20 protein-coding genes and 1 tRNA gene are annotated in these 20929 nt (G+C 68.7%); 9 read left to right on the top strand and 12 right to left on the bottom strand.

Going from position 1 to position 20929, the window contains the following annotated elements; genetic code table 11:
* Positions 1–89: 89 nt before the first annotated feature.
* The 3 genes from ACZ3IC_RS15365 to ACZ3IC_RS15355 all read right to left on the bottom strand — a co-directional run bounded on the left by ACZ3IC_RS15365 (position 90) and on the right by ACZ3IC_RS15355 (position 1957).
* Positions 90–500: a RidA family protein gene (locus tag ACZ3IC_RS15365; RefSeq protein ID WP_467416371.1), complete on the bottom strand. Its 411-nt coding sequence runs from the start codon at positions 498–500 to the stop codon at positions 90–92.
* 343 nt (positions 501–843) lie between these two features.
* Positions 844–917: transfer RNA gene (locus ACZ3IC_RS15360), tRNA-Pro, on the bottom strand.
* A 101-nt stretch (positions 918–1018) separates the two neighbouring features.
* Positions 1019–1957, bottom strand: coding sequence for a metallophosphoesterase (locus ACZ3IC_RS15355; protein WP_467416368.1), 939 nt, complete (start codon positions 1955–1957; stop codon positions 1019–1021).
* Positions 1958–2036: 79 nt separating this feature from the next.
* On the opposite strand from ACZ3IC_RS15355, the gene ACZ3IC_RS15350 reads away from it, so the two are divergent.
* Positions 2037–2501, top strand: a complete 465-nt coding sequence (locus ACZ3IC_RS15350; RefSeq protein WP_467416366.1) for a GatB/YqeY domain-containing protein — start codon at positions 2037–2039, stop codon at positions 2499–2501.
* A gap of 160 nt (positions 2502–2661) precedes the next feature.
* On the opposite strand, the gene ACZ3IC_RS15345 is transcribed toward ACZ3IC_RS15350, so the two are convergent.
* Entirely contained in the window at positions 2662–4881 is a 2220-nt protein-coding gene (locus tag ACZ3IC_RS15345) for a transglycosylase domain-containing protein (protein WP_467416364.1), read from the bottom strand.
* A gap of 385 nt (positions 4882–5266) precedes the next feature.
* Between ACZ3IC_RS15345 and ACZ3IC_RS15340 the strand changes: the two genes are divergently transcribed.
* On the top strand, positions 5267–5617 hold the full coding sequence (locus ACZ3IC_RS15340; RefSeq protein ID WP_467416704.1) for a WhiB family transcriptional regulator: 351 nt from the start codon (positions 5267–5269) through the stop codon (positions 5615–5617).
* A 14-nt stretch (positions 5618–5631) separates the two neighbouring features.
* On the opposite strand, the gene bagB is transcribed toward ACZ3IC_RS15340, so the two are convergent.
* Complete coding sequence (gene bagB / locus ACZ3IC_RS15335; RefSeq protein WP_467416363.1) at positions 5632–7080, bottom strand: ATPase BagB; 1449 nt, start codon at positions 7078–7080, stop codon at positions 5632–5634.
* Positions 7077–8087, bottom strand: a complete 1011-nt coding sequence (bagA, locus tag ACZ3IC_RS15330; protein WP_467416361.1) for an ATPase BagA — start codon at positions 8085–8087, stop codon at positions 7077–7079. The genes bagB and bagA overlap by 4 nt, the downstream gene beginning before the upstream one ends.
* A gap of 71 nt (positions 8088–8158) precedes the next feature.
* On the opposite strand from bagA, the gene ACZ3IC_RS15325 reads away from it, so the two are divergent.
* From ACZ3IC_RS15325 to ACZ3IC_RS15310, 4 genes are all read left to right on the top strand, one after another.
* Complete coding sequence (locus ACZ3IC_RS15325; RefSeq protein WP_003967454.1) at positions 8159–8317, top strand: DUF4177 domain-containing protein; 159 nt, start codon at positions 8159–8161, stop codon at positions 8315–8317.
* Complete coding sequence (locus ACZ3IC_RS15320; protein ID WP_467416359.1) at positions 8317–8787, top strand: RidA family protein; 471 nt, start codon at positions 8317–8319, stop codon at positions 8785–8787. Before ACZ3IC_RS15325 ends, ACZ3IC_RS15320 begins: the two co-directional genes overlap by 1 nt.
* A gap of 217 nt (positions 8788–9004) precedes the next feature.
* Entirely contained in the window at positions 9005–9931 is a 927-nt protein-coding gene (locus ACZ3IC_RS15315) for an NUDIX hydrolase (protein ID WP_467416357.1), read from the top strand.
* A complete protein-coding gene (locus ACZ3IC_RS15310; protein ID WP_467416354.1) occupies positions 9928–10758 on the top strand; it encodes an MBL fold metallo-hydrolase in 831 nt (276 codons plus the stop codon). The genes ACZ3IC_RS15315 and ACZ3IC_RS15310 overlap by 4 nt, the downstream gene beginning before the upstream one ends.
* An 83-nt stretch (positions 10759–10841) precedes the next feature.
* Here the strand turns inward: ACZ3IC_RS15310 and ACZ3IC_RS15305 are convergent, their stop codons facing one another.
* Positions 10842–11516 (bottom strand): Crp/Fnr family transcriptional regulator, encoded by a 675-nt coding sequence (locus ACZ3IC_RS15305; RefSeq protein ID WP_014046869.1) that lies wholly within the window; start codon positions 11514–11516, stop codon positions 10842–10844.
* Positions 11517–11850: 334 nt separating this feature from the next.
* Here ACZ3IC_RS15305 and nth point away from each other — a divergent pair, with 334 nt between their 5' ends.
* From nth to ACZ3IC_RS15290, 3 genes are all read left to right on the top strand, one after another.
* Positions 11851–12813: an endonuclease III gene (gene nth / locus ACZ3IC_RS15300; RefSeq protein WP_467416352.1), complete on the top strand. Its 963-nt coding sequence runs from the start codon at positions 11851–11853 to the stop codon at positions 12811–12813.
* A 62-nt stretch (positions 12814–12875) separates the two neighbouring features.
* Entirely contained in the window at positions 12876–13709 is an 834-nt protein-coding gene (locus ACZ3IC_RS15295; RefSeq protein ID WP_467416349.1) for an NUDIX hydrolase, read from the top strand.
* 88 nt (positions 13710–13797) lie between these two features.
* The gene (locus tag ACZ3IC_RS15290) at positions 13798–15003 is read left to right on the top strand and encodes a MarP family serine protease (protein WP_467416348.1); all 1206 of its coding nucleotides are present in this window, start codon (positions 13798–13800) and stop codon (positions 15001–15003) included.
* Positions 15004–15129: 126 nt separating this feature from the next.
* On the opposite strand, the gene ACZ3IC_RS15285 is transcribed toward ACZ3IC_RS15290, so the two are convergent.
* The 5 genes from ACZ3IC_RS15285 to acs all read right to left on the bottom strand — a co-directional run bounded on the left by ACZ3IC_RS15285 (position 15130) and on the right by acs (position 20827).
* The gene (locus ACZ3IC_RS15285; RefSeq protein WP_467416346.1) at positions 15130–15333 is read right to left on the bottom strand and encodes a hypothetical protein; all 204 of its coding nucleotides are present in this window, start codon (positions 15331–15333) and stop codon (positions 15130–15132) included.
* A 106-nt stretch (positions 15334–15439) separates the two neighbouring features.
* Entirely contained in the window at positions 15440–16630 is a 1191-nt protein-coding gene (locus ACZ3IC_RS15280; RefSeq protein WP_467416343.1) for an alpha/beta fold hydrolase, read from the bottom strand.
* Positions 16627–17160: a phage holin family protein gene (locus tag ACZ3IC_RS15275; RefSeq protein ID WP_467416340.1), complete on the bottom strand. Its 534-nt coding sequence runs from the start codon at positions 17158–17160 to the stop codon at positions 16627–16629. The genes ACZ3IC_RS15280 and ACZ3IC_RS15275 overlap by 4 nt, the downstream gene beginning before the upstream one ends.
* 47 nt (positions 17161–17207) lie before the next feature.
* Positions 17208–18614, bottom strand: coding sequence for a Na+/H+ antiporter NhaA (gene nhaA, locus ACZ3IC_RS15270; RefSeq protein ID WP_467416338.1), 1407 nt, complete (start codon positions 18612–18614; stop codon positions 17208–17210).
* Positions 18615–18832: 218 nt separating this feature from the next.
* The gene (gene acs, locus ACZ3IC_RS15265) at positions 18833–20827 is read right to left on the bottom strand and encodes an acetate--CoA ligase (protein WP_467416335.1); all 1995 of its coding nucleotides are present in this window, start codon (positions 20825–20827) and stop codon (positions 18833–18835) included.
* Positions 20828–20929: the final 102 nt, after the last annotated feature.

The following is a 20929-nucleotide window of genomic DNA, read 5'->3' as shown; positions in this document are numbered from 1 at the left end:
TTCGGGAGACACTGGATCTTTTGCCAGCGCAGCATCGGGATGCCGTTGGTGAAGGCTGCTGATCATGCCGCCACAGTGTGTCGGTGGGCTCAGGAATCGAGCACGGCGGCGACGGCCTCGATCTCGACGAGTTGGTCCTTGTAGCCGAGCACGGTGACGCCCATCAAGGTGCTTGGGACGTCATGGTCAGCGAACGAGTCCCGGACTACCTCCCAGGCAGCCACCAGGTCCTCTCGCCGGGCCGACGCGACGAGAACCCTTGTACTGATGACGTCCTGGAGTGACGCACCTGAGGCAGCGAGCGCAGCCTTCATGCTCTCGATGGCCTTCATTGCCTGCCCCGCGTAGTCACCGATCGCTGCCGTGGAGCCGTCATCGTTCAGCGGACACGCCCCGGCGAGGAAGATCAGGCGTGACTCGGCGGGCGCCGTGGCCGCGTAGGCATACTCGGCGATCTCGGGCAGGGAGGCAGAACGGATCAACGTGATGGCACGAGCCATAGCCGGCAGGTCCTTTCCCATCGGGTGTTGAGTTCGGACATCCTGCCAACGTTCCGTCGGTTCCCGCCTTCCCTTTTCTTCACAGCCGTGGCGCCCTGGGCGACCGCGACGTTTCAAGAGTCCGATGGCAACGCTGGTGGCCGGGTCCACGAGCCCAGACTGGAATGTGCGGACGTGCAGTTGTGAGACGCCCGGATCTGACGGACCTCGGACGGAGGTTGTCGCCCCGCCTGGGAGAAGCCGACCAAGATCTTCTCCCAGATTTCTCCCAAACGATCTCCGGGAACGAGTCAGGGGCCTGATCCACTGAGTGGATCAGGCCCCTGACCTGGTGTTTCAGCTGTCGGGGTGGCGGGATTTGAACCCACGACCTCTTCGTCCCGAACGAAGCGCGCTGCCAAGCTGCGCTACACCCCGATCGCCGCCGATGTCCTGGCGACATCGATTACTTTAGCCCACCCACGCCCGCAGACGAAATCCGTTTTTTGTGCAGCTGAGGGCGAGGGGGCCGCGGATCCTCAGTCCTGGGGCGCCAGGGTCAGCAGGGTCGCCTCGGGGGGGCAGGCGAAGCGGACCGGGGTGTAGCGGTTGGTGCCGCAGCCTGCGGAGACGTGGAGATAGGCGCGGCGGTCCTCGACGGAGTGGGTGGAGAGGCCCTTGACCCGGTCCGTGTCCAGGTCGCAGTTGGTGACCAGGGCTCCGTAGAAGGGGATGCAGAGCTGGCCGCCGTGGGTGTGACCGGCCAGGATCAGGGGGTAACCGTCCATCGTGAAGGCGTCGAGGGAGCGCAGGTAGGGGGCGTGGACCACGCCGACGGAGAGGTCGGCGCCGGTCTCGGGCCCGCCCGCCACCTCCGCGTAGCGGTCGCGCTTGATGTGCGGGTCGTCCAGGCCGGTGAAGGCGATCTCCAGACCGTCGATCTTGAGGTGGCCGCGGGTGTTGGACAGGCCCAGCCAGCCCGCCTCGTCGAACGCGTCACGCATCGGCTCCCACGGGTTGTGGACGACGCCGACCGCGGGGGTGTTCCCGTTGAGGCCGTGCTTGCCCTGGGCCTTCTCGAAGAGGTAGCGGGCAGGGTTGCGGAGCTTGGGGCCGTAGTAGTCGTTGGAGCCGAAGACGTACACACCCGGCAGCTCCATCAGCGGGCCGAGGGCGTCGAGCAGCTCCGGTACGGCCTCAGGGTCGGAGAGGTTGTCGCCGGTGTTCACGACGAAGTCGGGGCGCAGGCCGGCCAGCGACTGCAGCCAGGCCCGCTTCTTGCGCTGGCCGCTCACCATGTGGATGTCGGAGACCTGCAGCACGCGCAACGGGCGTGCCCCGTGCGGGAGTACGGGGATGGTGACCCGCCGCAGGCGGAACGAGCGGGCCTCGAATCCGGCAGCGTAGGCGAGGCCGACTGCGCCGACCGCTGCGCCGACTGCCGTGACTTTCAGGGGTACTCCGTAGCGTGCGCGCATGCGCCCATCGTCGCAGACACCGTACGGCGGGAGAAAAACCGGCGGGCGGTGGGCACCCCGTACCTGCCACAATCAGCACATGACCACGCTCAAGTCCAAGCTCAAGGAAGACCTCACCACGGCCATGAAGGCGCGTGACGAGCTGACCTCGTCCACGCTCCGGCTGACCCTCACCGCCATCACCAAGGAGGAGGTCAGCGGCAAGACGTCGCGTGAGCTCTCCGACGACGAGGTGCAGAAGGTGATCGCCAGGGAGGCGAAGAAGCGCCGCGAGGCGGCCGAGGCCTTCGCCCAGGGCGGCCGGACCGAGCAGGCCGAGCGCGAGAAGGCGGAGGGCGAGCTGCTTGACGCGTATCTGCCGAAGCAGCTGAGCGATGACGAGCTGGGTGCGATCGTGGCGTCCGCCGTCGACGAGGCCAAGGCCGCCGGGGCCGAGGGGCCGCGGGCGATGGGCGCCGTCATGAAGATCGTGAACCCGAAGGTCGCGGGGCGCGCGGACGGCGGCCGGGTGGCCGCCGCGGTGAAGAAGCTCCTGGCGGGCTGAGGCCGCGCGACGTACGGGTACGGGCAGACGTACAGGTACAGGTAGGCGTACGGATACGGACAGGTACAGGTAGGCGTACGGATACGGACATACGAAGGTGGGGCGCCCCGGATCGATCCAGATCCGGGGCGCCCCACCTTTATGTCGTGAGCCGCAAGGGTCAGGGGCCTTGCGTGCCGCCGTTGGTCTGACCGTGCCGGCCGCCGTTGGTGCCGGGGAACGGGTTTTTGTCGCCGGGCTTCCTGCCGGGCTCGTCGCCCCCGTCTCCCGGCCTGTCCCTGTCCCCGCCCTCGTCCTCGCCCCCGTCCTGCGGCTGGTCCGGGATGTTGACGGTGGTGAAGGCGGGGGCGGCCACTCCATTGAGGGCGCCCGTCATCGCGTCACGCCAGATCGGTCCGGGGACCTGTCCGCCGTACACCTTGTCCTGGTACACGCCACCGATGGTGATGTGCTCCATCTCGACGCTCTGGGACGGGCTGCCGACCCAGACCGCGCCGGACATGTTCGGCGTGTAGCCGACGAACCAGGCGTTCTTGCGGCCGTCGGTCGTACCGGTCTTGCCCGCGTTGTCGCGGCTCTGGAGACCGGCCTCCTGGCCCGTGCCGGAGTCGACCACGCCGCGCAGCAGGGTGTTTATGGTGTCCGCTGTCGTCTGCGACATCGCCTGCGAGCAGGTGGTCTTCGGCACGGGGAGCGAGGTGCCGTCCGCCGTGTTGACCGACTCGATGGCGATCGGCGTGCAGTACGTACCGCGGTTGGCGAAGGCGGCGTACGCGCCGGCCATCGTCAGCGGCGACAGGCCGTTGGAACCGAGGGTCAGCGTGGACGGGTTTTGCGGAAGCTTGGTGCCGTCGCCCTGCACCACGCCCAGCTTGTCGGTCATCTGCGAGACCGGACACATGCCGATGTCCTGGAGCATCTGCACGAAGTAGGTGTTGACAGACTTCTCCATCGCCACCTTCAGCGGGTACGGCCCCGTCTCGGACTCGTCCTCGTTCTCCAGGTGATACTTCGGCACGCCGTCGTTGACCCACGGCTTCCCGCAGGACTGCACCGTGTCCGGGTAGTCCATCTCGTACGGCGACGGGTAGCTCTGGGTGGCCGGCTTGCCGCCCTCTACGGCCGCGGCGGCAAGGAAGGGCTTGAACGTCGAACCGGTCGGGAAGCCGTAGTTCGAGCCGCCCATGCTCTTGTTGACCGAGTAGTTGTACTGGGTCTCGTTGGGACCGAAGCCGTATGGCTTGGACTGCCCCATTCCCATGATCTTGCCGGTGCCCGGCTGGACCAGCGTCACGGCGGTCGCGACCTTGTCCGACTTGTAGACGTGGTTCTTGATCGAGTTCTGCACCGACTGCTGGGACTGCGGGTCGAGCGTCGTTTGTATCGTCAGACCGCCCCGGTTCCAGATCTTGGCCCGGTCCTCCTTGGTCTTTCCGAAGACCGGGTCGGAGAGGAAGACGTGGCGTACGTAGTCACAGAAGAAGGCGGCGCCGCTGACGGCCGTGATGCAGCCGTTCTTCGGCTTCGTCACCTTCAGCTTGATCGGGTTCGCCTTCGCCTTGTCGGCCTCGACCTGTGTGATGTCACCGACGTCGGCCATGCGCTGGAGCACGGTGTTGCGGCGCTCGGTCGCCTCTGCCGTGTCATTGACCGGGTCGTAGCGGCTCGGCGACTGCACGAGGCCGGCCAGCAGTGCGGCCTCCTCCAGCGTCAGGTCCTTCGCCGACTTGGAGAAGTAGCGCTGGGAGGCGGCCTCGACGCCGTACGCCTGCTGTCCGAAGAAGGTGATGTTCAGGTAGTTCTCCAGGATCCGCTTCTTACCGAGCTTCTCCTCGACCTGGATCGCGTATTTCAGCTCCTGGATCTTGCGGCCCAGGGTCTGCTGAGTGGCCTGCGCGACCTTGTCCGGGTCGTCACCGGCCTCCTCGACGAAGACGTTCTTCACATACTGCTGTGTGAGGGTCGAGGCGCCCTCAGTGGTCCCGCCCGTCTGCACATTGCGGTTCAGCGCGCGCAGGATGCCCTTGAGGTCGACCGCCCCGTGCTCGTAGAAGCGGGCGTCCTCGATCGCCACAATCGCCTTTTGCATATACGGCGAGATGTCCTTCAGCTCGACCACCGTGCGGTCGCGCGAGTACACCGAGGCGATCATTCCGCCTTTGCTGTCCAGGATGGCGGTGCGCTGACTCAGCGGCGGAGTCCGGAGATTGGCCGGGATCTCGTCAAATCCTTCGACCGTCCCCTTGGTGGCCAGACCCAGTGCTCCGGCGGCCGGCAGCGCGATGCCCGCAAGCACAACTCCGGAAAGTGCGGCGACACCGAGGAACTTGGCGGCCTGCTGGGTCGTCGTGAGACCCCCGCCCGAGTGCTTCTTTGGCATGGGGGCAGCCTACGTTCTCATTCGCCGGACACGCGTATATGCCTTGGCCTAAGCTGCTCTCAACTGTCACGGCAGTCCCGTTCCGTATCAACCCCATGCGCGATCCGGCCACGAGTTCAGGCGCTCCCGAATTCGCCTCCTGTGTCATCGAACGTCCGTTGTGATCCAGGGGAACTGTCCCAATTCTGCGGGGATGTTTTCGTATGTCCTCACCTCACTCCCCTGGGTGATCTGCCGCATACGCATAGTCCGTTCGGGCCATTCAAGATTGGGCCCGAAGGGGGTGTTGTGCTGTCGCCGCCTTCCGTAACGTCCTCAACTGGCAGCGGTGAATATGCCGCTACCGCCGTGGGGGAGCCTCGATTCGGGAGAGGACGGCGCCGTGATGGGCTGGGTAACCGACTGGAGTGCGCAGGCAGCCTGCCGCACTACCGATCCGGATGAACTGTTCGTACAAGGGGCAGCGCAGAACAGGGCCAAGGCAGTGTGCACCGGATGCCCGGTGCGGACCGAGTGCCTGGCTGATGCGCTGGACAATCGCGTCGAATTCGGCGTGTGGGGTGGAATGACGGAGCGGGAGCGTCGCGCGCTGCTGCGCAGGCGACCCACCGTCACGTCCTGGCGCAGACTGCTGGAGACCGCACGCAGCGAGTACGAGCAGTCCACGGGCATCCTGCCCGTGGCGATCGGGCTGGACGACGAAGAACTGCACGAGAGTTACGCCGCAGTGGGGTAGGGCGCGACGGACGGCTACGCAGCTCCGGCCGGGTTGGAACCGGTCGCGAGCCGGTTCCCGATGGCCCGAAGCCCTGCGAGATCATGTACGTCACCGGGCAGCGCGGCCACTTGGGCCACGGCGACCTCGGGGTGCAGCGCGGTGAAGCGGTCGCGTGTGCGCTGTTCGCGCGCGACTACCTGCATCCGTTCCGCATGCAGGCGCAGGAGGCCCGCGGTCAGCTGCTCTACGGAAGCGGCCTCAGGACCTGGTTTGAGATCTGGTTCGGGATCTGCTTCGGGCTCTGGCTGGCGGTCTTCGATGTCCTCGTGCTCGGCAGTCTGTTCAGCAGGATCGGCGGGGGCGGCGGTGACAACGGCTCCGGGAGAGGAGACCGGCCAGTCGTCCGGGTCACGAAGTCCAGCCTTCCCGGCCGTCTGATCCACAATGCCGACCCCGTCAAGATTTTCTGCGGCTGCCAGGGCGCGCTCGGCGGAGAGCTGGGAGGCGTCGCTGCCATGGACGCGGTTGAGTACCAGGCCGGCCAGCGGCATTTCCTCCGCGGCCAGCCGTTCCACGAAGTACGCCGCCTCGCGCAGTGCGTCCGGCTCCGGTGTCGCGACGACGAGGAACGCCGTACCGGGTGCCTGCAGCAGTTTGTACGTGGCGTCGGCCCGGGTGCGGAAGCCGCCGAACATGGTGTCCATCGCCGCCACGAAGGTCTGCACGTCGCGCAAGAACTGACCGCCGAGCAGCTTGCCGAGGGTGCCGGTCATCATCGACATACCGACATTGAGGAACTTCATCCCGGCCCGGCCGCCCATCTTTGCCGGGGCCATCAGCAGCTTGATGAACTTTCCGTCCAGGAACGAACCGAGCCGCTTCGGTGCGTCCAGGAAGTCCAGCGCGGAGCGCGACGGCGGAGTGTCGACGATGATCAGATCCCACTCGCTGCGCGCGCGCAGCTGGCCGAGCTTCTCCATCGCCATGTACTCCTGCGTGCCCGCGAAACCGGCCGACAGCGACTGGTAGAACGGGTTCTCCAGGATCGCGCGGGCCCGCTCGCCGTCCGCGTGCGCCTCGACGATCTCGTCGAAGGTCCGCTTCATGTCGAGCATCATGGCGTGTAGTTCCCCGTCGCCCTCGCCCGTGATGCCCGGCACCCGGCGCGGGATGTTGTCCAGCGAGTCGATGCCCATGGACTGAGCGAGCCTGCGGGCCGGGTCGATGGTGAGGACGACGACCTTACGGCCGCGCTCGGCCGCCCGTACGCCCAGCGCCGCGGCGGTCGTGGTCTTGCCGACCCCGCCCGAACCGCAGCACACGATGATCCGGATGCCGGGATCGTCGAGCAGCGCGTCGGTGTCCAGTGCGGGTGCGGGTGTGGTGGCCTTGGTTTCGGCCGCGGAGGTGGCCTTCTCCGTGGCCGCGGTTGCGGCCGCGGCCGCGTCCGTGGCCGTGTCCGCGTCCGTGCCCTGTGTCATGTACCCACCCCTTGTCCCACCCCTGGTCCCGTCCCTTCGTCCGCCCCGTCACCCACGCCCTGTTTGCGGAGCTCGGTCGCCAGGTCGTAGAGCCCGGCCGGGTCCATTCCCTCGCCGATCAGCGGGAGTTCGTACCCCGGCAGCTCCAGGCCCGCCAGCACCGCACGCTGCTCGCGCTCCAGCTCGACCCGCTGAGCATGCTGGGCGGCCTGCTCGACCAGGGGGCGTACGAGTCCCGCGGAGCCGGTCACGCCCGCCCGGGTCAGCGCCTTGGCGATCTCCCTGCGGCGGCCGCCCGCGGCGGTGCGCAGCGCTTCCTCGTCCAACAGATGCGGTCGCACCATGTTCACGATGACCCGGCCGACCGGCAGTTCGGCGTCCCGCAGCTCCGCGATGCCGTCGGTGGTCTCCTGGACCGGCATCTCCTCAAGCAGTGTCACCAGATGGACCGCGGTCTCGGGGGACTTCAGCACTCGCATCACGGCCTGCGCCTGATTGTGGATCGGGCCGATCCGGGCCAGCCCTGCCACCTCGTCGTTCACATTGAGGAAGTGGGTGATGCGGCCGGTGGGCGGAGCGTCCATGATCACGTAGTCGTAGACGTACCGGTTCTGCTTGTCCTTGCGGCGTACGGCTTCGCAGGCCTTGCCGGTCAGCAGCACGTCCCGTACACCGGGCGCGATCGTGGTGGCGAAGTCGATCGCGCCGAGCTTCTTGAGAGCCCGGCCCGCGCTGCCGAGTTTGTAGAACATCTGAAGGTAGTCGAGAAGGGCACGCTCCGCGTCGATCGCGAGGGCGTACACCTCGCCGCCACCCGGCGCGACGGCGATCTTGCGCTCCTCGTACGGAAGGGACTCCGTCTCGAAGAGCTGGGCGATGCCCTGCCTGCCCTCGACCTCGACGAGGAGGGTGCGCCTGCCCTCGGTCGCGAGGGCGAGCGCGAGGGCGGCGGCGACCGTGGTCTTACCGGTACCGCCCTTGCCGCTGACGACCTGGAACCTGCTCACGTATTCGAGCCTAACCAGTCGGGCCGCGGGCTACGCACGAGGCTGCGTGCGCCAGGCATTACAGTCGGGCCATGACCAAGTGGGAATACGCGACCGTGCCCCTTCTCGTGCACGCGACCAAGCAGATTCTGGACACCTGGGGCGAGGACGGCTGGGAGCTGGTCCAGGTCGTTCCCGGCCCGAACAACCCCGAGCAGCTCGTGGCCTACCTGAAGCGGGAGAAGGCGTAGTGGCGGGCGCCGTCGAGGCGAAGCTCGCCGAGCTCGGGCTGACGCTGCCTAACGTCGTGCCGCCGCTGGCCTCGTACCAGCCGGCCGTGCGGTCGGGGGTGTACGTGTACACCTCCGGCCAGCTGCCGATGGTGGACGGCAAGCTCGCGGTCACCGGCAAGGTCGGTGCGGAGGTCACGCCCGACGAGGCCAAGGAGCTGGCGAAGACCTGCGCGCTCAACGCGCTGGCTGCCGTGAAGTCCGTCGCGGGCGACCTGGACCGGATCGCGCGCGTCGTGAAGGTCGTGGGCTTCGTCGCCTCGGCAGCCGATTTCACGGGGCAGCCCGCCGTGATCAACGGCGCCAGTGAGCTGCTGGGTGCGGTGCTCGGCGACCAGGGCGTGCACGCGCGCAGCGCGGTGGGCGTCGCGGTGCTGCCGCTGGACGCGCCGGTGGAGGTCGAGGTCCAGGTAGAGCTGGTCGGGGCCTGAGCTGTAGGTCCGCCGCGGTTCGTCGGTGCTGAGCCGTGCGTCCGCGTCCTTCGGCGGTCGCTGCCGCCCGATCCGCTTGCCGTCCGCGGCCGAATCTCTGATCCCGTCTCTCTGATCCCGTCCGGTCGTGACGTCCGGGCGGGATCACGTGTGTACGGGGCATGTACAGATCAATGTGCCTCTCGAACATTGGCGCGGTTCCGGATAGCCTCCGGCCATGTCGAATGGTCAGTGGTACCCACCGGAATGGCCCGACCGGATCCGGGCACTCGCCGCAGGCGAGCTGACGGTCGCGACCCCGAAGCGGGCCGCCACCGTGATGCTGCTCCGGGACCCTGCCGCTGACACCGAGGGCGGCCCCACCGTCCACATGCTGCGCCGCCGCGCCTCCATGTCCTTCGCCGGCGGGGCGTACGCCTATCCGGGTGGTGGAGTCGACCCGCGCGACGACGACCGGCTCGTCGGCTGGGCGGGACCCCCTCTGGCGAGCTGGGCCGAGCGGCTCGGCGTCGATACGCCGGCCGAGGCCCAGGCCATCGTCTGCGCGGCGGTCCGTGAGACGTACGAGGAGGCGGGCGTCCTGCTCGCCGGGCCGACCGAAGGCACGGTCGTCAGCGACACCACCGGCGCCGACTGGGAGGCCGACCGCGAGGCACTGGTCGCCCGTGAGCTGTCCTTCGCGGAGTTCCTGGACAGGCGCGGTCTGGTGCTGCGCTCCGATCTGCTGGGCGCCTGGGCGCGCTGGATCACCCCCGAGTTCGAACCGCGCCGCTACGACACCTGGTTCTTCGTCGCCGCGCTCCCCGAGGGCCAGCGCACCCGCAACGCTTCCACGGAGGCCGACCGCACGGTGTGGATCGGGCCCGGCGAGGCGGCCGAGGGATACGACAGGGGCGAGTTGCTGATGATGCCGCCGACCGTGGCGACGCTGCGGGCGCTCAGGCCGTACGGGACGGCTGCCGAGGCCCTGAAGGCGGCGGATTCCCAGGACCTCACCCCCGTACTCGCGCAGGCGCGGCTGGAGGGTGACGAGTTGGTGCTGAGCTGGCCGGGACACGACGAGTTCACCAAGTGCCTCCCGAGCGGGCCGACCGGTGACGATGCCGGGGCCGGAGCCGATGGTGCTGGAGGTGAAGCCGGATGAGCGACGCGGCCGCGCTGCCCGGACAGCCTCGCGGCGGGGCTCTGTCCGGGCCCGCCACCACCCGTACCGTCAACGTCCTCGCCCCCAACGCCTCACCGATGACGCTGGACGGCACCAACACCTGGATCGTCGCCGAGCCCGACTCCGACCTCGCGGTCGTCATCGACCCGGGACCTCTGGACGACACACATCTGCGGGCCGTCATCGACACCGCCGAGCGGGCAGGCCGTCGGATCGCGCTCACCCTGCTCACCCACGGGCACCCCGACCACGCGGAGGGCGCGGCGCGTTTCGCCGAGCTGACCCGTACGAAGGTGCGCGCCCTGGACCCGGCGCTGCGCCTCGGTGACGAAGGCCTGACCACGGGCGATGTGATCACCACCGGGGGACTGGAGCTGCACGTCGTGCCGACCCCCGGACACACCGCGGACTCGCTTTCGTTCCATCTGCCCGCCGACCGGGCGGTGCTGACGGGGGACACGATCCTCGGACGCGGCACCACGGTCGTCGCGCATCCGGACGGGCGGCTTGGCGACTATCTCGACTCGCTGCGGAGGCTGCGCTCGCTGACCGTCGACGACGGCGTGCACACGGTGTTGCCGGGGCACGGCCCGGTGCTGGAAGACGCACAGGGGGTGGTCGAGTTCTACCTCGCACACCGCGCGCACCGGCTGGCCCAGGTGGAGACGGCGGTCGAGGCCGGGCACCGGACGGCGTCGGAGGTGGTGGCGCAGGTGTACGCGGACGTGGACCGGTCCCTGTGGCCCGCGGCGGAACTCTCGGTGCTGGCGCAGCTGGAGTACCTGAGCGAGCACGGGCTGATCTAGGACACACGCACGCGCAAGGCCCCGCTGTGCGGCAGGACCTTGCGTACGGAGCCGGCGTACGGAGACGGCGTACGGTCGGCCGGCTAGCGGGACCGCTTCGCCAGGCGCTCCACATCCAGCAGGATCACGGCGCGCGCCTCCAGGCGCAGCCAGCCGCGTCCGGCGAAGTCGGCGAGTGCTTTGTTGACCGTCTCACGAGAGGCGCCGACCAGTTGGGCCAGCTCTTCCTGGGTCAGGTCGTGAACGACATGGATGCCCTCTTCCGACTGGACGCCGAAGCGGCGCGACAGGTCGAGGAGGGCGCGGGCGACACGGCCCGGTACGTCCGAGAAGACCAGGTCGGACATCTGGTCGTTGGTCTTGCGCAGTCGTCGGGCGACGGCGCGCAGCAGGGCCGTGGCCACCTCGGGGCGGGCGTTCAGCCAGGGCTGGAGGTCGCCGTGGCCGAGGCCGAGGAGCTTGACCTCGGTCAGCGCGGTCGCGGTGGCGGTGCGCGGGCCCGGGTCGAAGAGCGACAGCTCGCCGATCAGCTCGCCGGGGCCGAGGACCGCCAGCATGTTCTCGCGCCCGTCGGGGGAGGTGCGGTGCAGCTTCACCTTGCCCTCGGTGACCACATAGAGGCGGTCGCCCGGGTCGCCCTCGTGGAAGAGTGCGTCGCCGCGTGCGAGGGTCACCTCACTCATCGAGGCGCGGAGCTCCGCGGCCTGCTCATCATCGAGCGCCGCGAAAAGCGGGGCGCGCCGCAGAACGTCGTCCACGAGTTCTCTCCTTGTCGGCCTGTTCAGGGAACCGTGCTCCCCATCATGCCGGACGGTAAAACAGTGCGATCAATCACAAACCAGTTTGACGCACGGGCGTACCGAACCGTGAGGCAGGGGGCCGTTTGGGGGTGGATGTGCGGTGACCGGGGCGGATGTCAGTGCATGGCTCTAGGCTGGCCGGGTGTCCAAATCGCCGGTGAGAGTGCAGGCCTGGGGGGCTGATGGGGTGTCGGAAGGCCGTGATTCCGCTGTGGGCGAACAGGTTGCGAGTCGCCCGAAAAAAGCGACAAAACGCCCCACGATCGAGCAGGCCCGGCGGGCGGAGGCCGGAGTGACGGCCGTAGCGAAGTCCGCGACGAAGACCGAGCCCCAGCGGGCCGCGGAACCCGCCTCGAAGCCCGCGTCGAAGTCCGGCGCGAAGCCCGGCGCACGGACGGCAGCGAAGTCCACCGCGAAAACCGCCTCGAAGTCCGCTGCGAAGTCCACCGCCAAGAGCACCGTGCGACCCGGTGCGCAACCCGGTGCAAAGCCGGAATCGCATCTGGCGATGGTCCGCCGTGCCCGCAGGATCAACCGTGAGCTCGCCGAGCTCTACCCGTACGCCCACCCCGAGCTGGACTTCAAGAACCCCTTCGAGCTCCTCGTCGCCACGGTCCTTTCCGCCCGGACCACCGATCTGAGGGTCAACCAGACCACTCCCGCGCTCTTCGCCGCCTACCCCACCCCCGAGGACATGGCCGCGGCCGTCCCGGAGGAAATGGAAGAACTCATTCGGCCGACCGGCTTCTTCCGGGCCAAGGCCAAGTCGCTGATAGGCCTCTCCGTGGCGATCAGGGACAATTTCGGGGGTGAGGTGCCGGGCCGCCTCGCCGATCTCGTCACACTGCCGGGAGTCGGCCGCAAGACCGCCAACGTCGTGCTCGGGAATGCCTTCGGTGTACCGGGCATCACGGTCGACACCCACTTCGGACGCCTGGTGCGCCGCTGGAAGTGGACGGAGCAGGAGGACCCCGAGAAGATCGAGGCCGAGATCGCCGCGATCTTCCCCAGGAGTGAGTGGACGATGCTCTCGCACCGCGTCATCTTCCACGGTCGCCGCATCTGCCATGCCCGCAAGCCCGCCTGCGGAGCCTGCCCGATCGCCCCGCTCTGCCCCGCGTACGGGGAGGGCGAGACGGACCCGGAGAAGGCCAGGAAGCTGCTGAAGTACGAGATGGGCGGTCAGCCCGGTCAGCGGCTGAGCCCGCCGCCGGACTACCCGGGCAAGGCCGCGCCGGCCCTGGGGGCCGACTGACGTACGGCGTTCGCTCCGGAACGAAATGCGTGACCACAGGCGTTGAGAGACGAGGGGTGCCTATGAAGACGCACGAACAGAGCACGCAAGAAGAGAGCGCGTGCGAACGGCGCACCCATCACCGGGGCGCGGAAGCGACCGCCGCGCCTGCGGCGGTCAACCCGGCGGCGGTAAGCCCCGCGGCGGCGGTCGCAGCCGCCGCCACCGCGGCAGGCTCTGGTCACGACAGCGCGATCACCGTCACGACCGAAGGCCTGCCGGACTGGCTCGCCCCCGTGGCCCGCGCCGCGCAGACCATAGAGCCGGACCAGCTCAGCCGCTTCCTGCCGCCCGAGAGCGGCGCCGGGCGGCAGTCCGCCGTACTCGTACTGTTCGGAGAGGGTGAGCGCGGCCCCGAGCTGCTCCTCATGGAGCGATCCGGAAGCCTGCGTTCCCACGCTGGGCAGCCTTCCTTCCCGGGCGGCGCCCTGGACCCGGAGGACGGCGACCAGTCGACGACAGGGCCGCTCAGGGCCGCTCTGCGGGAGGCCCAGGAGGAGACCGGCCTCGATCCGCACGGGGTACAGCTCTTCGGCGTGCTGCCCCGGCTCTACATCCCCGTGAGCAGCTTTGTCGTGACACCGGTCCTCGGCTGGTGGCGGTCGCCGAGCCCGGTCGGCGTCGTCGATCCGGGTGAGACCGCCCGGGTCTTCACCGTTCCCGTGGCGGATCTCACGGACCCGGCCAACCGTGCGATCACGGTCCATCCGAGCGGCCACCGAGGCCCGGCATTTCTGGTCGAATCCGCCCTGGTTTGGGGTTTCACGGCCGGAGTGATCGACCGGATTCTGCACTTCGCGGGCTGGGAGCGCCCGTGGGACACCACCAAGCAGGTGCCGCTCGACTGGCGCGCATGACAGGCTGACTCCCGTGCTGCACTGTCCGGCCCTGCCCGGACCCAGCCGAAAAAACGGGCCCGGTGACGAATCTGCGAGGCTATAGACGGTGAACGTGCTGGACATCCTGCTGCTGGCCGGCGCCGTGTGGTTCGCGGTCATCGGCTATCGCCAGGGGTTCGTCGTCGGCATCCTGTCGGTGATCGGGTTCCTGGGCGGCGGTCTCGTCGCCGTCTATCTGCTGCCGGTCCTGTGGGACCAGCTGACGAACGGCTCCGAGGTCTCATCGACGGCAGCCGTCGTCGGCGTCGTCATCGTGATCGTCTGCGCCTCGGTGGGGCAGGCATTCACCACACACCTGGGGAATAAGCTCCGCCGGTACATCACGTGGTCGCCCGCGCGCGCCCTGGACGCCACCGGAGGCGCCCTGGTCAATGTGGTGGCGATGCTGCTGGTCGCCTGGCTCATCGGCTCCGCGCTGGCCGGTACCTCACTGCCCACACTGGGCAAGGAGGTCCGTAGCTCCTCGGTACTGCTGGGCGTCTCCCGGGTGATGCCCAGCCAGGCCTCCACCTGGTTCACGGACTTCTCCTCGGTTCTCGCGCAGAACGGCTTCCCGCAGGTCTTCAGCCCCTTCGTCAACGAGCCGATCACCGAGGTCCGGGCCCCGGATCCGACGCTGGTCGGAAGCCCCGTCGCGGCCCGCGCCAAGGAGTCCATCGTCAAGGTCGTCGGTACGGCCCCGGGCTGCGGCAAGGTCCTCGAAGGAACCGGCTTCGTCTTCTCCGACCGCCGGGTGATGACCAACGCCCATGTCGTCGGCGGCGTCGACGAGCCGACCGTCCAGGTCGGCGGCCAGGGGCGGCTCTACGACGCGAAGGTCGTCCTCTACGACTGGCGGCGCGACATCGCCGTACTCGACGTACCGGACCTCGACGCGAAGCCGCTGAAGTTCACCGACACCGACAACGACGCCCGGACAGGGAACAGCGCCATCGTCGCGGGCTTCCCGGAGAACGGCTCGTACGACGTACGAGCCGCGCGCGTCCGGGGCCGTATCGCGGCCGACGGGCCGGACATCTACCACCGGGGCACTGTTCGCCGCGATGTGTACTCGCTCTTCGCGACCGTCCGGCAGGGCAACTCCGGCGGACCGCTGCTGACCCCCGAGGGCAAGGTGTACGGGGTCGTTTTCGCGAAGTCGCTCGACGACCCCGACACCGGCTACGCGCTGACGGCCGACGAGATCCGCCAGGACATCATGCGCGGCCGCTCGGCCAACCAGCAGGTCGACAGTCAGGCGTGTGCGCTCTAGGACGAAAGGCCCCAGGGTCTGTCCGGCGGATCATGGCCGGCCCTGGGCGCATCGAGCCGCGCAGCCGGGAGAGTCGTGGAAGTCCAGCCCGGCCGGTGAGCGTTCACCGGCCGACCGGGGCGGACATCATCCGCGTGGATGGCGCAGCCGCGCAGAGACCCAGCGGGCCCGACGGCGCAGAATGCGCGGAATACCGAGCCGGGGATCATGCAGGACATGCATATCGTGCACCTGGCCCTGGGGGTCGCCCCCCTCATGAGTGCTCGGACCCGCTGTGGCGGTCGAGCGACGGTTGCGTGCTGTGTCACCGAAGTCGTGCGTCCAGCCCATACCCCGACGTCTGCCCGTGCCTCATGGTCGGTAACCGCCCACCGGTCAGCCAATTGGCCTATGCGCCGGGCAATTGGCTGTTCGTCGGACAACTGTGCCCGTATGGCTACCGGTCGGGCTCGGGGTCCTTGAGCCAGTTGATGAGTTCGGCCGAGAACCCGGCCGGATCCTCCTCGTGGGGGAAGTGCCCCAGACCGTCGAAAAGTCGCCAACGGTACGGCGCTTCGACGTACTTGCCGGACCCCGCCGCGCTCCGCGCACGGATCGCCGGATCGAGTGAACCGTGCAGATGCAGTGTGGGTACCCGTACCGGCCGCTTCATCCGCCGGTTGAACTGGATTCCGTCCGGACGGGCCAGGGAGCGGACCATCCAGCGGTACGGCTCGATCGAGCAGTGCGCCGTCGACGGGATGCACATCGCGCGCCGGTAGACGTCGACCGCCGCGTCGTCGGGGAAGCCCGGGGTCCGGGGGCCCGCCCAGTCGCGGATCAGCCGACCCACCAACGCCCCGTCGTCCGTGACGAGCTGACGTTCCGGCATCCACGGGCGCTGAAATCCCCAGATGTACGAGCCCGCCCGGGACTGCGCGAAGTCGGAGAGCATTGAGGCACGCCAGCGGCGCGGATGCGGCATCGAGGAGACCACGAGGCGGCGCACCAGCTTCGGCCGCATCACCGCGGCGGTCCAGGCGAGGTAGCCGCCCATGTCATGACCGACCAGGGCCGCGTCCGGTTCGCCGAGCGAGCGGATCACGCCGGTGACGTCGAGTGCCAGGTTGGCGGGGTCGTAACCCCGGGGCGTACGGTCGCTGCCACCGACCCCGCGCAGATCCATCGCCACGGCGCGGAAGCCGGCGTCGGCCAGTGCGGTGAGCTGACGGCGCCAGGTCCACCAGAACTGCGGAAAGCCGTGCAGCAGCAGCACCAGTGGCCCCTCGCCGAGCTCGGCGATGTGGAAGCGGGCGCCGTTGGCCGCCACGTCCCGGTGGGTCCATGGCCCGTCGAGCCGCACGGGCCCACCGGCGCCGACCGGGCCGGGTGAACCGGGTGAATCGGGAGAACCAGATGAACCAGATGGACCAGAGGAAGCGGAAGAAGCGGAAGAGCCAGGTGAGCTCAGCGGGTCTGAGGGGCCCGAGGCGCTTGAGTGGCGTGAGGAACCCGGGGAACCCGACGACTCCGAGGAGCCGCCCGGGCCCGCCGGGCCGGTGGGCCCTGCCTGGCCGGCAGGGCCTACCTGACCTTCCGGGCCTACTGGACCAACTGGACCGGATGCGCTGAAATCGGGGACCGTCATGTGGACGAGCGTGCCACAGCGGACGCCTTGTCCTGGACCGGAGACTTTTCCAGGGCCTTGTCCGCCAGCGTGCTGCCCACGGCGGCCGGACGGCTCGCCCCCGCCGTGACGGCGGGCCGCGGGTGCGGCTTGGCGCCCTGAAGCACGGCCGCCGTCTGCTTGGCCGAAGCGATGGACTTCTCCGGCGGCTTCACCTTCTTGAACTTGGCGATGGCGAACAGCGCGAGCAACGCCCCCAGCACGATGAAGGCAGCGCCCACGATCAGGAACGACCACGCGAGTCCGAGCCCCAGGTTGTGGATTCCGTACGCCGCCGCGAAGCTAAGCACCGGGATCGCGAACAGAATCAGCACGCCTGCGACGACGAACGCCACGCTCCCGGTGACGCCGCGCTTGACGTCCTGTCGCACCTCGGCCTTGGCCAGGGCGATCTCGTCGTGCACCAGTGCGGACATCTCGGCCGTCGCCGCGGCAACCAGCTGCCCGAGACTGCGGTCGGCACTGCCCGCGTTGTTGCCGGGGTCGCTCATCCCTGACTCCCTCTCCTGCTCTCCTGCTCAACACATCTGGTGTCAGATCATGCCGGACTGTCCGGCTTGCTGCTCGCTGCCCCCGCCTGTTGGGCAAGGCGGCGGTGGTCGGCCGCCCTTTTCTCGTAGATCGCGGCCATCCGCAGGTGGTACTCCGGGTCGTCCTGCTCGTAGACGTCGGGCACGCCGTCCTCGTCCTCGTCGAGCTCCTCGGCCTCGTACAGCGTCCGGTATCTGCGTACCCGGACTTTGAGCAGTACACCGGCGAGTACGGCGGCTGTCAGGGAGCCGAGCAGCACGGAGGCCTTGATCTCGTTGATCATCTCCTCGTCGCCGACGAAGGCCAGCTCACCGATGAGCAGCGAGACGGTGAAGCCGATCCCGGCGAGCGAGGCGACCGCGAAGACATCCGCCCAGGCCAGGTCCTTGTTCAGCTCCGCCTTTGTGAAGCGGGTGGCCAGCCACGCACCGCCGAAGATGCCTACGGTCTTGCCGACGACGAGCCCCAGGACGACGCCGAGCGTCTCGGGCCGGGTGAAAACGTCCGCCAGCGCGTCGGCGGAGAGGGGGACACCGGCCGAGAAGAGGGCGAACAGCGGCACGGCGATACCGGCCGACAGCGGGCGGATCAGGTGCTCGATGTGCTCGCCGGGGGACTGGGTCTCGCCGTCGCGCCGGGTGCAGCGGAGCATCAGGCCCATGGCAACACCGGCGATGGTGGCGTGGATGCCGCTGTTGTACATCAGGCCCCAGATGACCAGGGCGAGCGGTACGTAGACGTACCAGCCGCGCACATTCCTGCGCAGCAGCAGATAGAAGACGGCGAGGCCGATGAAGGCGCCGATCAGCGCCATGAAGTTGATCTTCTCGGTGAAGAAGACCGCGATGATCAGGATCGCGAAGAGGTCGTCGACGACGGCGAGGGTCAGCAGGAAGGCGCGCAGCGCGTTCGGCAGCGAGGTGCCGATGACCGCGAGGACGGCGAGTGCGAAGGCGATGTCGGTGGCGGTGGGGACGGCCCAGCCGTCCGTGGAGCCCCCGCCGCTCACGGCCACGAGCGTGTAGACGATGGCCGGAGCCGCCATTCCGCACAGCGCGGCGATGACCGGGAGGGCGGCCGCCTTGGGGTCGCGCAGTTCGCCCGCGACCAGTTCCCGCTTGAGTTCGACGCCCGCGACGAAGAAGAAGATCGCGAGCAGCCCGTCCGCCGCCCAGTGCTCCACGGAGAGGTTGAGGCCCAGCGACTCGGGACCGAAGTGGAAGTCGCTGACGGCCGTGTAACTGGAGCCGAAGGTGTTCGCCCACACCAGGGCGGCTATCGCGGCGACCAGCAGGATGACTCCGCCGACGGTCTCGGTGCGCAGGGCGTCCGCGAGGTAGTTCCGCTCAGGGAGCGGCAGCCGCCCGAGAAAGGTGCGGCGGGAGGAAGGGGGCGTGGGGGCGGGCGCGGCCACGAGTGGGGACCTCCGGGGCGGTACGGCAGCGATGGCATGGCTGATGCACTTGCCGACCAGACTTCCCGGCACACCTTGTGGAGATTTCTTATTGCCTTGTTGACGCGGCTGCCACTGTACCCGGGGTGCGCGGAGCTGTATCCGGTGATGTTCACCCTAAATCCCCGAGGGGCATCCGGCGCGTTGCCGGATGCCCCTCGGGGACGTACTCGCTGTGCTCAGTCCTCGGAGGAGGACGGCAGCTGGGTCTGGATGAGGTCCATCACCGAGGAGTCGGTGAGCGTCGTGACATCGCCCAGCTCACGGTTCTCTGCCACGTCGCGCAGCAAACGCCGCATGATCTTGCCGGAGCGGGTCTTCGGCAGCTCGGCGACCGGCAGGATTCGCTTCGGCTTGGCGATCGGGCCGAGCGTGGCGCCGACGTGGTTGCGCAGCTCCGCGACGAGCTTGTCGGAGGCGACAGCCGTACCGCGCAGTATCACGAACGCGACGATGGCCTGGCCGGTCGTCTCGTCGGCGGCGCCGACCACGGCGGCTTCAGCGACCGACGGGTGCGACACCAGCGCCGACTCGACCTCGGTGGTCGAGATGTTGTGCCCGGACACGAGCATCACGTCGTCGACCCGGCCGAGCAGCCAGATGTCGCCGTCCTCGTCCTTCTTGGCGCCGTCGCCCGCGAAGTACTTGCCCTCGAAGCGCGACCAGTAGGTGTCGATGAAGCGCTGGTCGTCGCCCCAGATGGTGCGGAGCATCGACGGCCACGGCTCGGTCAGGACGAGATAGCCGCCCCCGCCGTTCGGAACCTCGTTGGCCTCGTCGTCGACGACCGTGGCGGCGATACCGGGCAGGGCGCGCTGGGCGCTTCCCGGCTTGGTCTCCGTGACGCCCGGCAGCGGCGCGATCATCATCGCGCCGGTCTCGGTCTGCCACCAGGTGTCCACGATCGGGCACTTGTCGGCGCCGATGTGCTTGCGATACCACATCCACGCCTCGGGGTTGATCGGCTCACCGACCGAACCGAGGACCCGAAGACTGCTCAGGTCGAACTTGGCGGGGATGTCGTCACCCCACTTCATGAACGTACGGATCGCGGTCGGCGCGGTGTAGAGGATCGTGACGCCGTACTTCTGCACGATCTCCCAGAAACGCCCCTGGTGCGGGGAGTCGGGCGTGCCCTCGTACATGACCTGCGTCGCGCCGTTGGCCAGGGGGCCGTAGACGATGTACGAGTGGCCGGTCACCCAGCCGATGTCGGCGGTGCACCAGAAGACATCGGTCTCCGGCTTGAGGTCGAAGACCGCGTTGTGGGTGTACGCGGCCTGCGTGAGGTAGCCACCGGAGGTGTGCAGGATGCCCTTCGGCTTACCCGTCGTACCGGAGGTGTAGAGGATGAAGAGCGGGTGCTCGGCCTCGAACGCCTCGGGGGTGTGCTCGGCGGACTGCCGGCCGGTGATCTCGTGCCACCAGACGTCGCGGCCCTCGGTCCACGCGGTGTCCTGGCCGGTGCGCCGCACCACGAGGACATGCTCGACGGTGTCGGTACGGGAGATGGCGTCGTCCACGGCAGGCTTGAGCGCGGACGGCTTGCCGCGGCGGTAGCCACCGTCGGCGGTGATGACGACCTTGGCGTCCGCGTCCTGGATACGGGCGGCGATGGCGTCGGCGGAGAAACCGCCGAAGACCACCGAGTGCGCGGCGCCGATGCGGGCGCAGGCCAGCATCGCGATCGCGGCCTCGGGGATCATCGGCAGATAGACGGCGACCCGGTCGCCCTTGCCGACACCGAGCTCGGTGAGGGCGTTCGCGGCACGGGAGACCTCGTCCTTCAGGTCGGCGTAGGTGATGGCGCGGCTGTCGCCGGGCTCGCCCTCGAAGTGGATGGCGACCCGGTCACCATGGCCGGCCTCGACGTGGCGGTCCACGCAGTTGTACGCGACGTTGAGCTTGCCGTCCGCGAACCACTTCGCGAAGGGCGGGTTGCTCCAGTCGAGCGTCTCGGTCGGCTCCGTGGCCCAGGTCAGGCGACGGGCCTGCTTGGCCCAGAAGCCCAGCCGGTCCGCCTCGGCCTGCTCGTACGCCTCCGCTTTTACGTTGGCATCGGCGGCCAGATCGGCAGGCGGTGCGAACCGCCGCTCCTCCTTGAGCAGATTGGCCAGGCTTTCGTTGCTCACGACATCTCCCATTCCCAGGGTGTCCGTTGTGTCCCGGGGCATAGCTCATCAGGCCAAAGGCCGGGTGACAAGTGTCTGCCCGGGATTGGTTTAGACCTGTGTCTCGTGTATGGAGGCACGGTTCCGCCACCGCGTGCTGTGCGA

The organism is Streptomyces sp. NPDC002958, assembly GCF_055563255.1.
The sequence above is the reverse complement of the archived record's forward strand: the minus strand, read 5'-3'. Positions and strand labels throughout refer to the sequence as shown.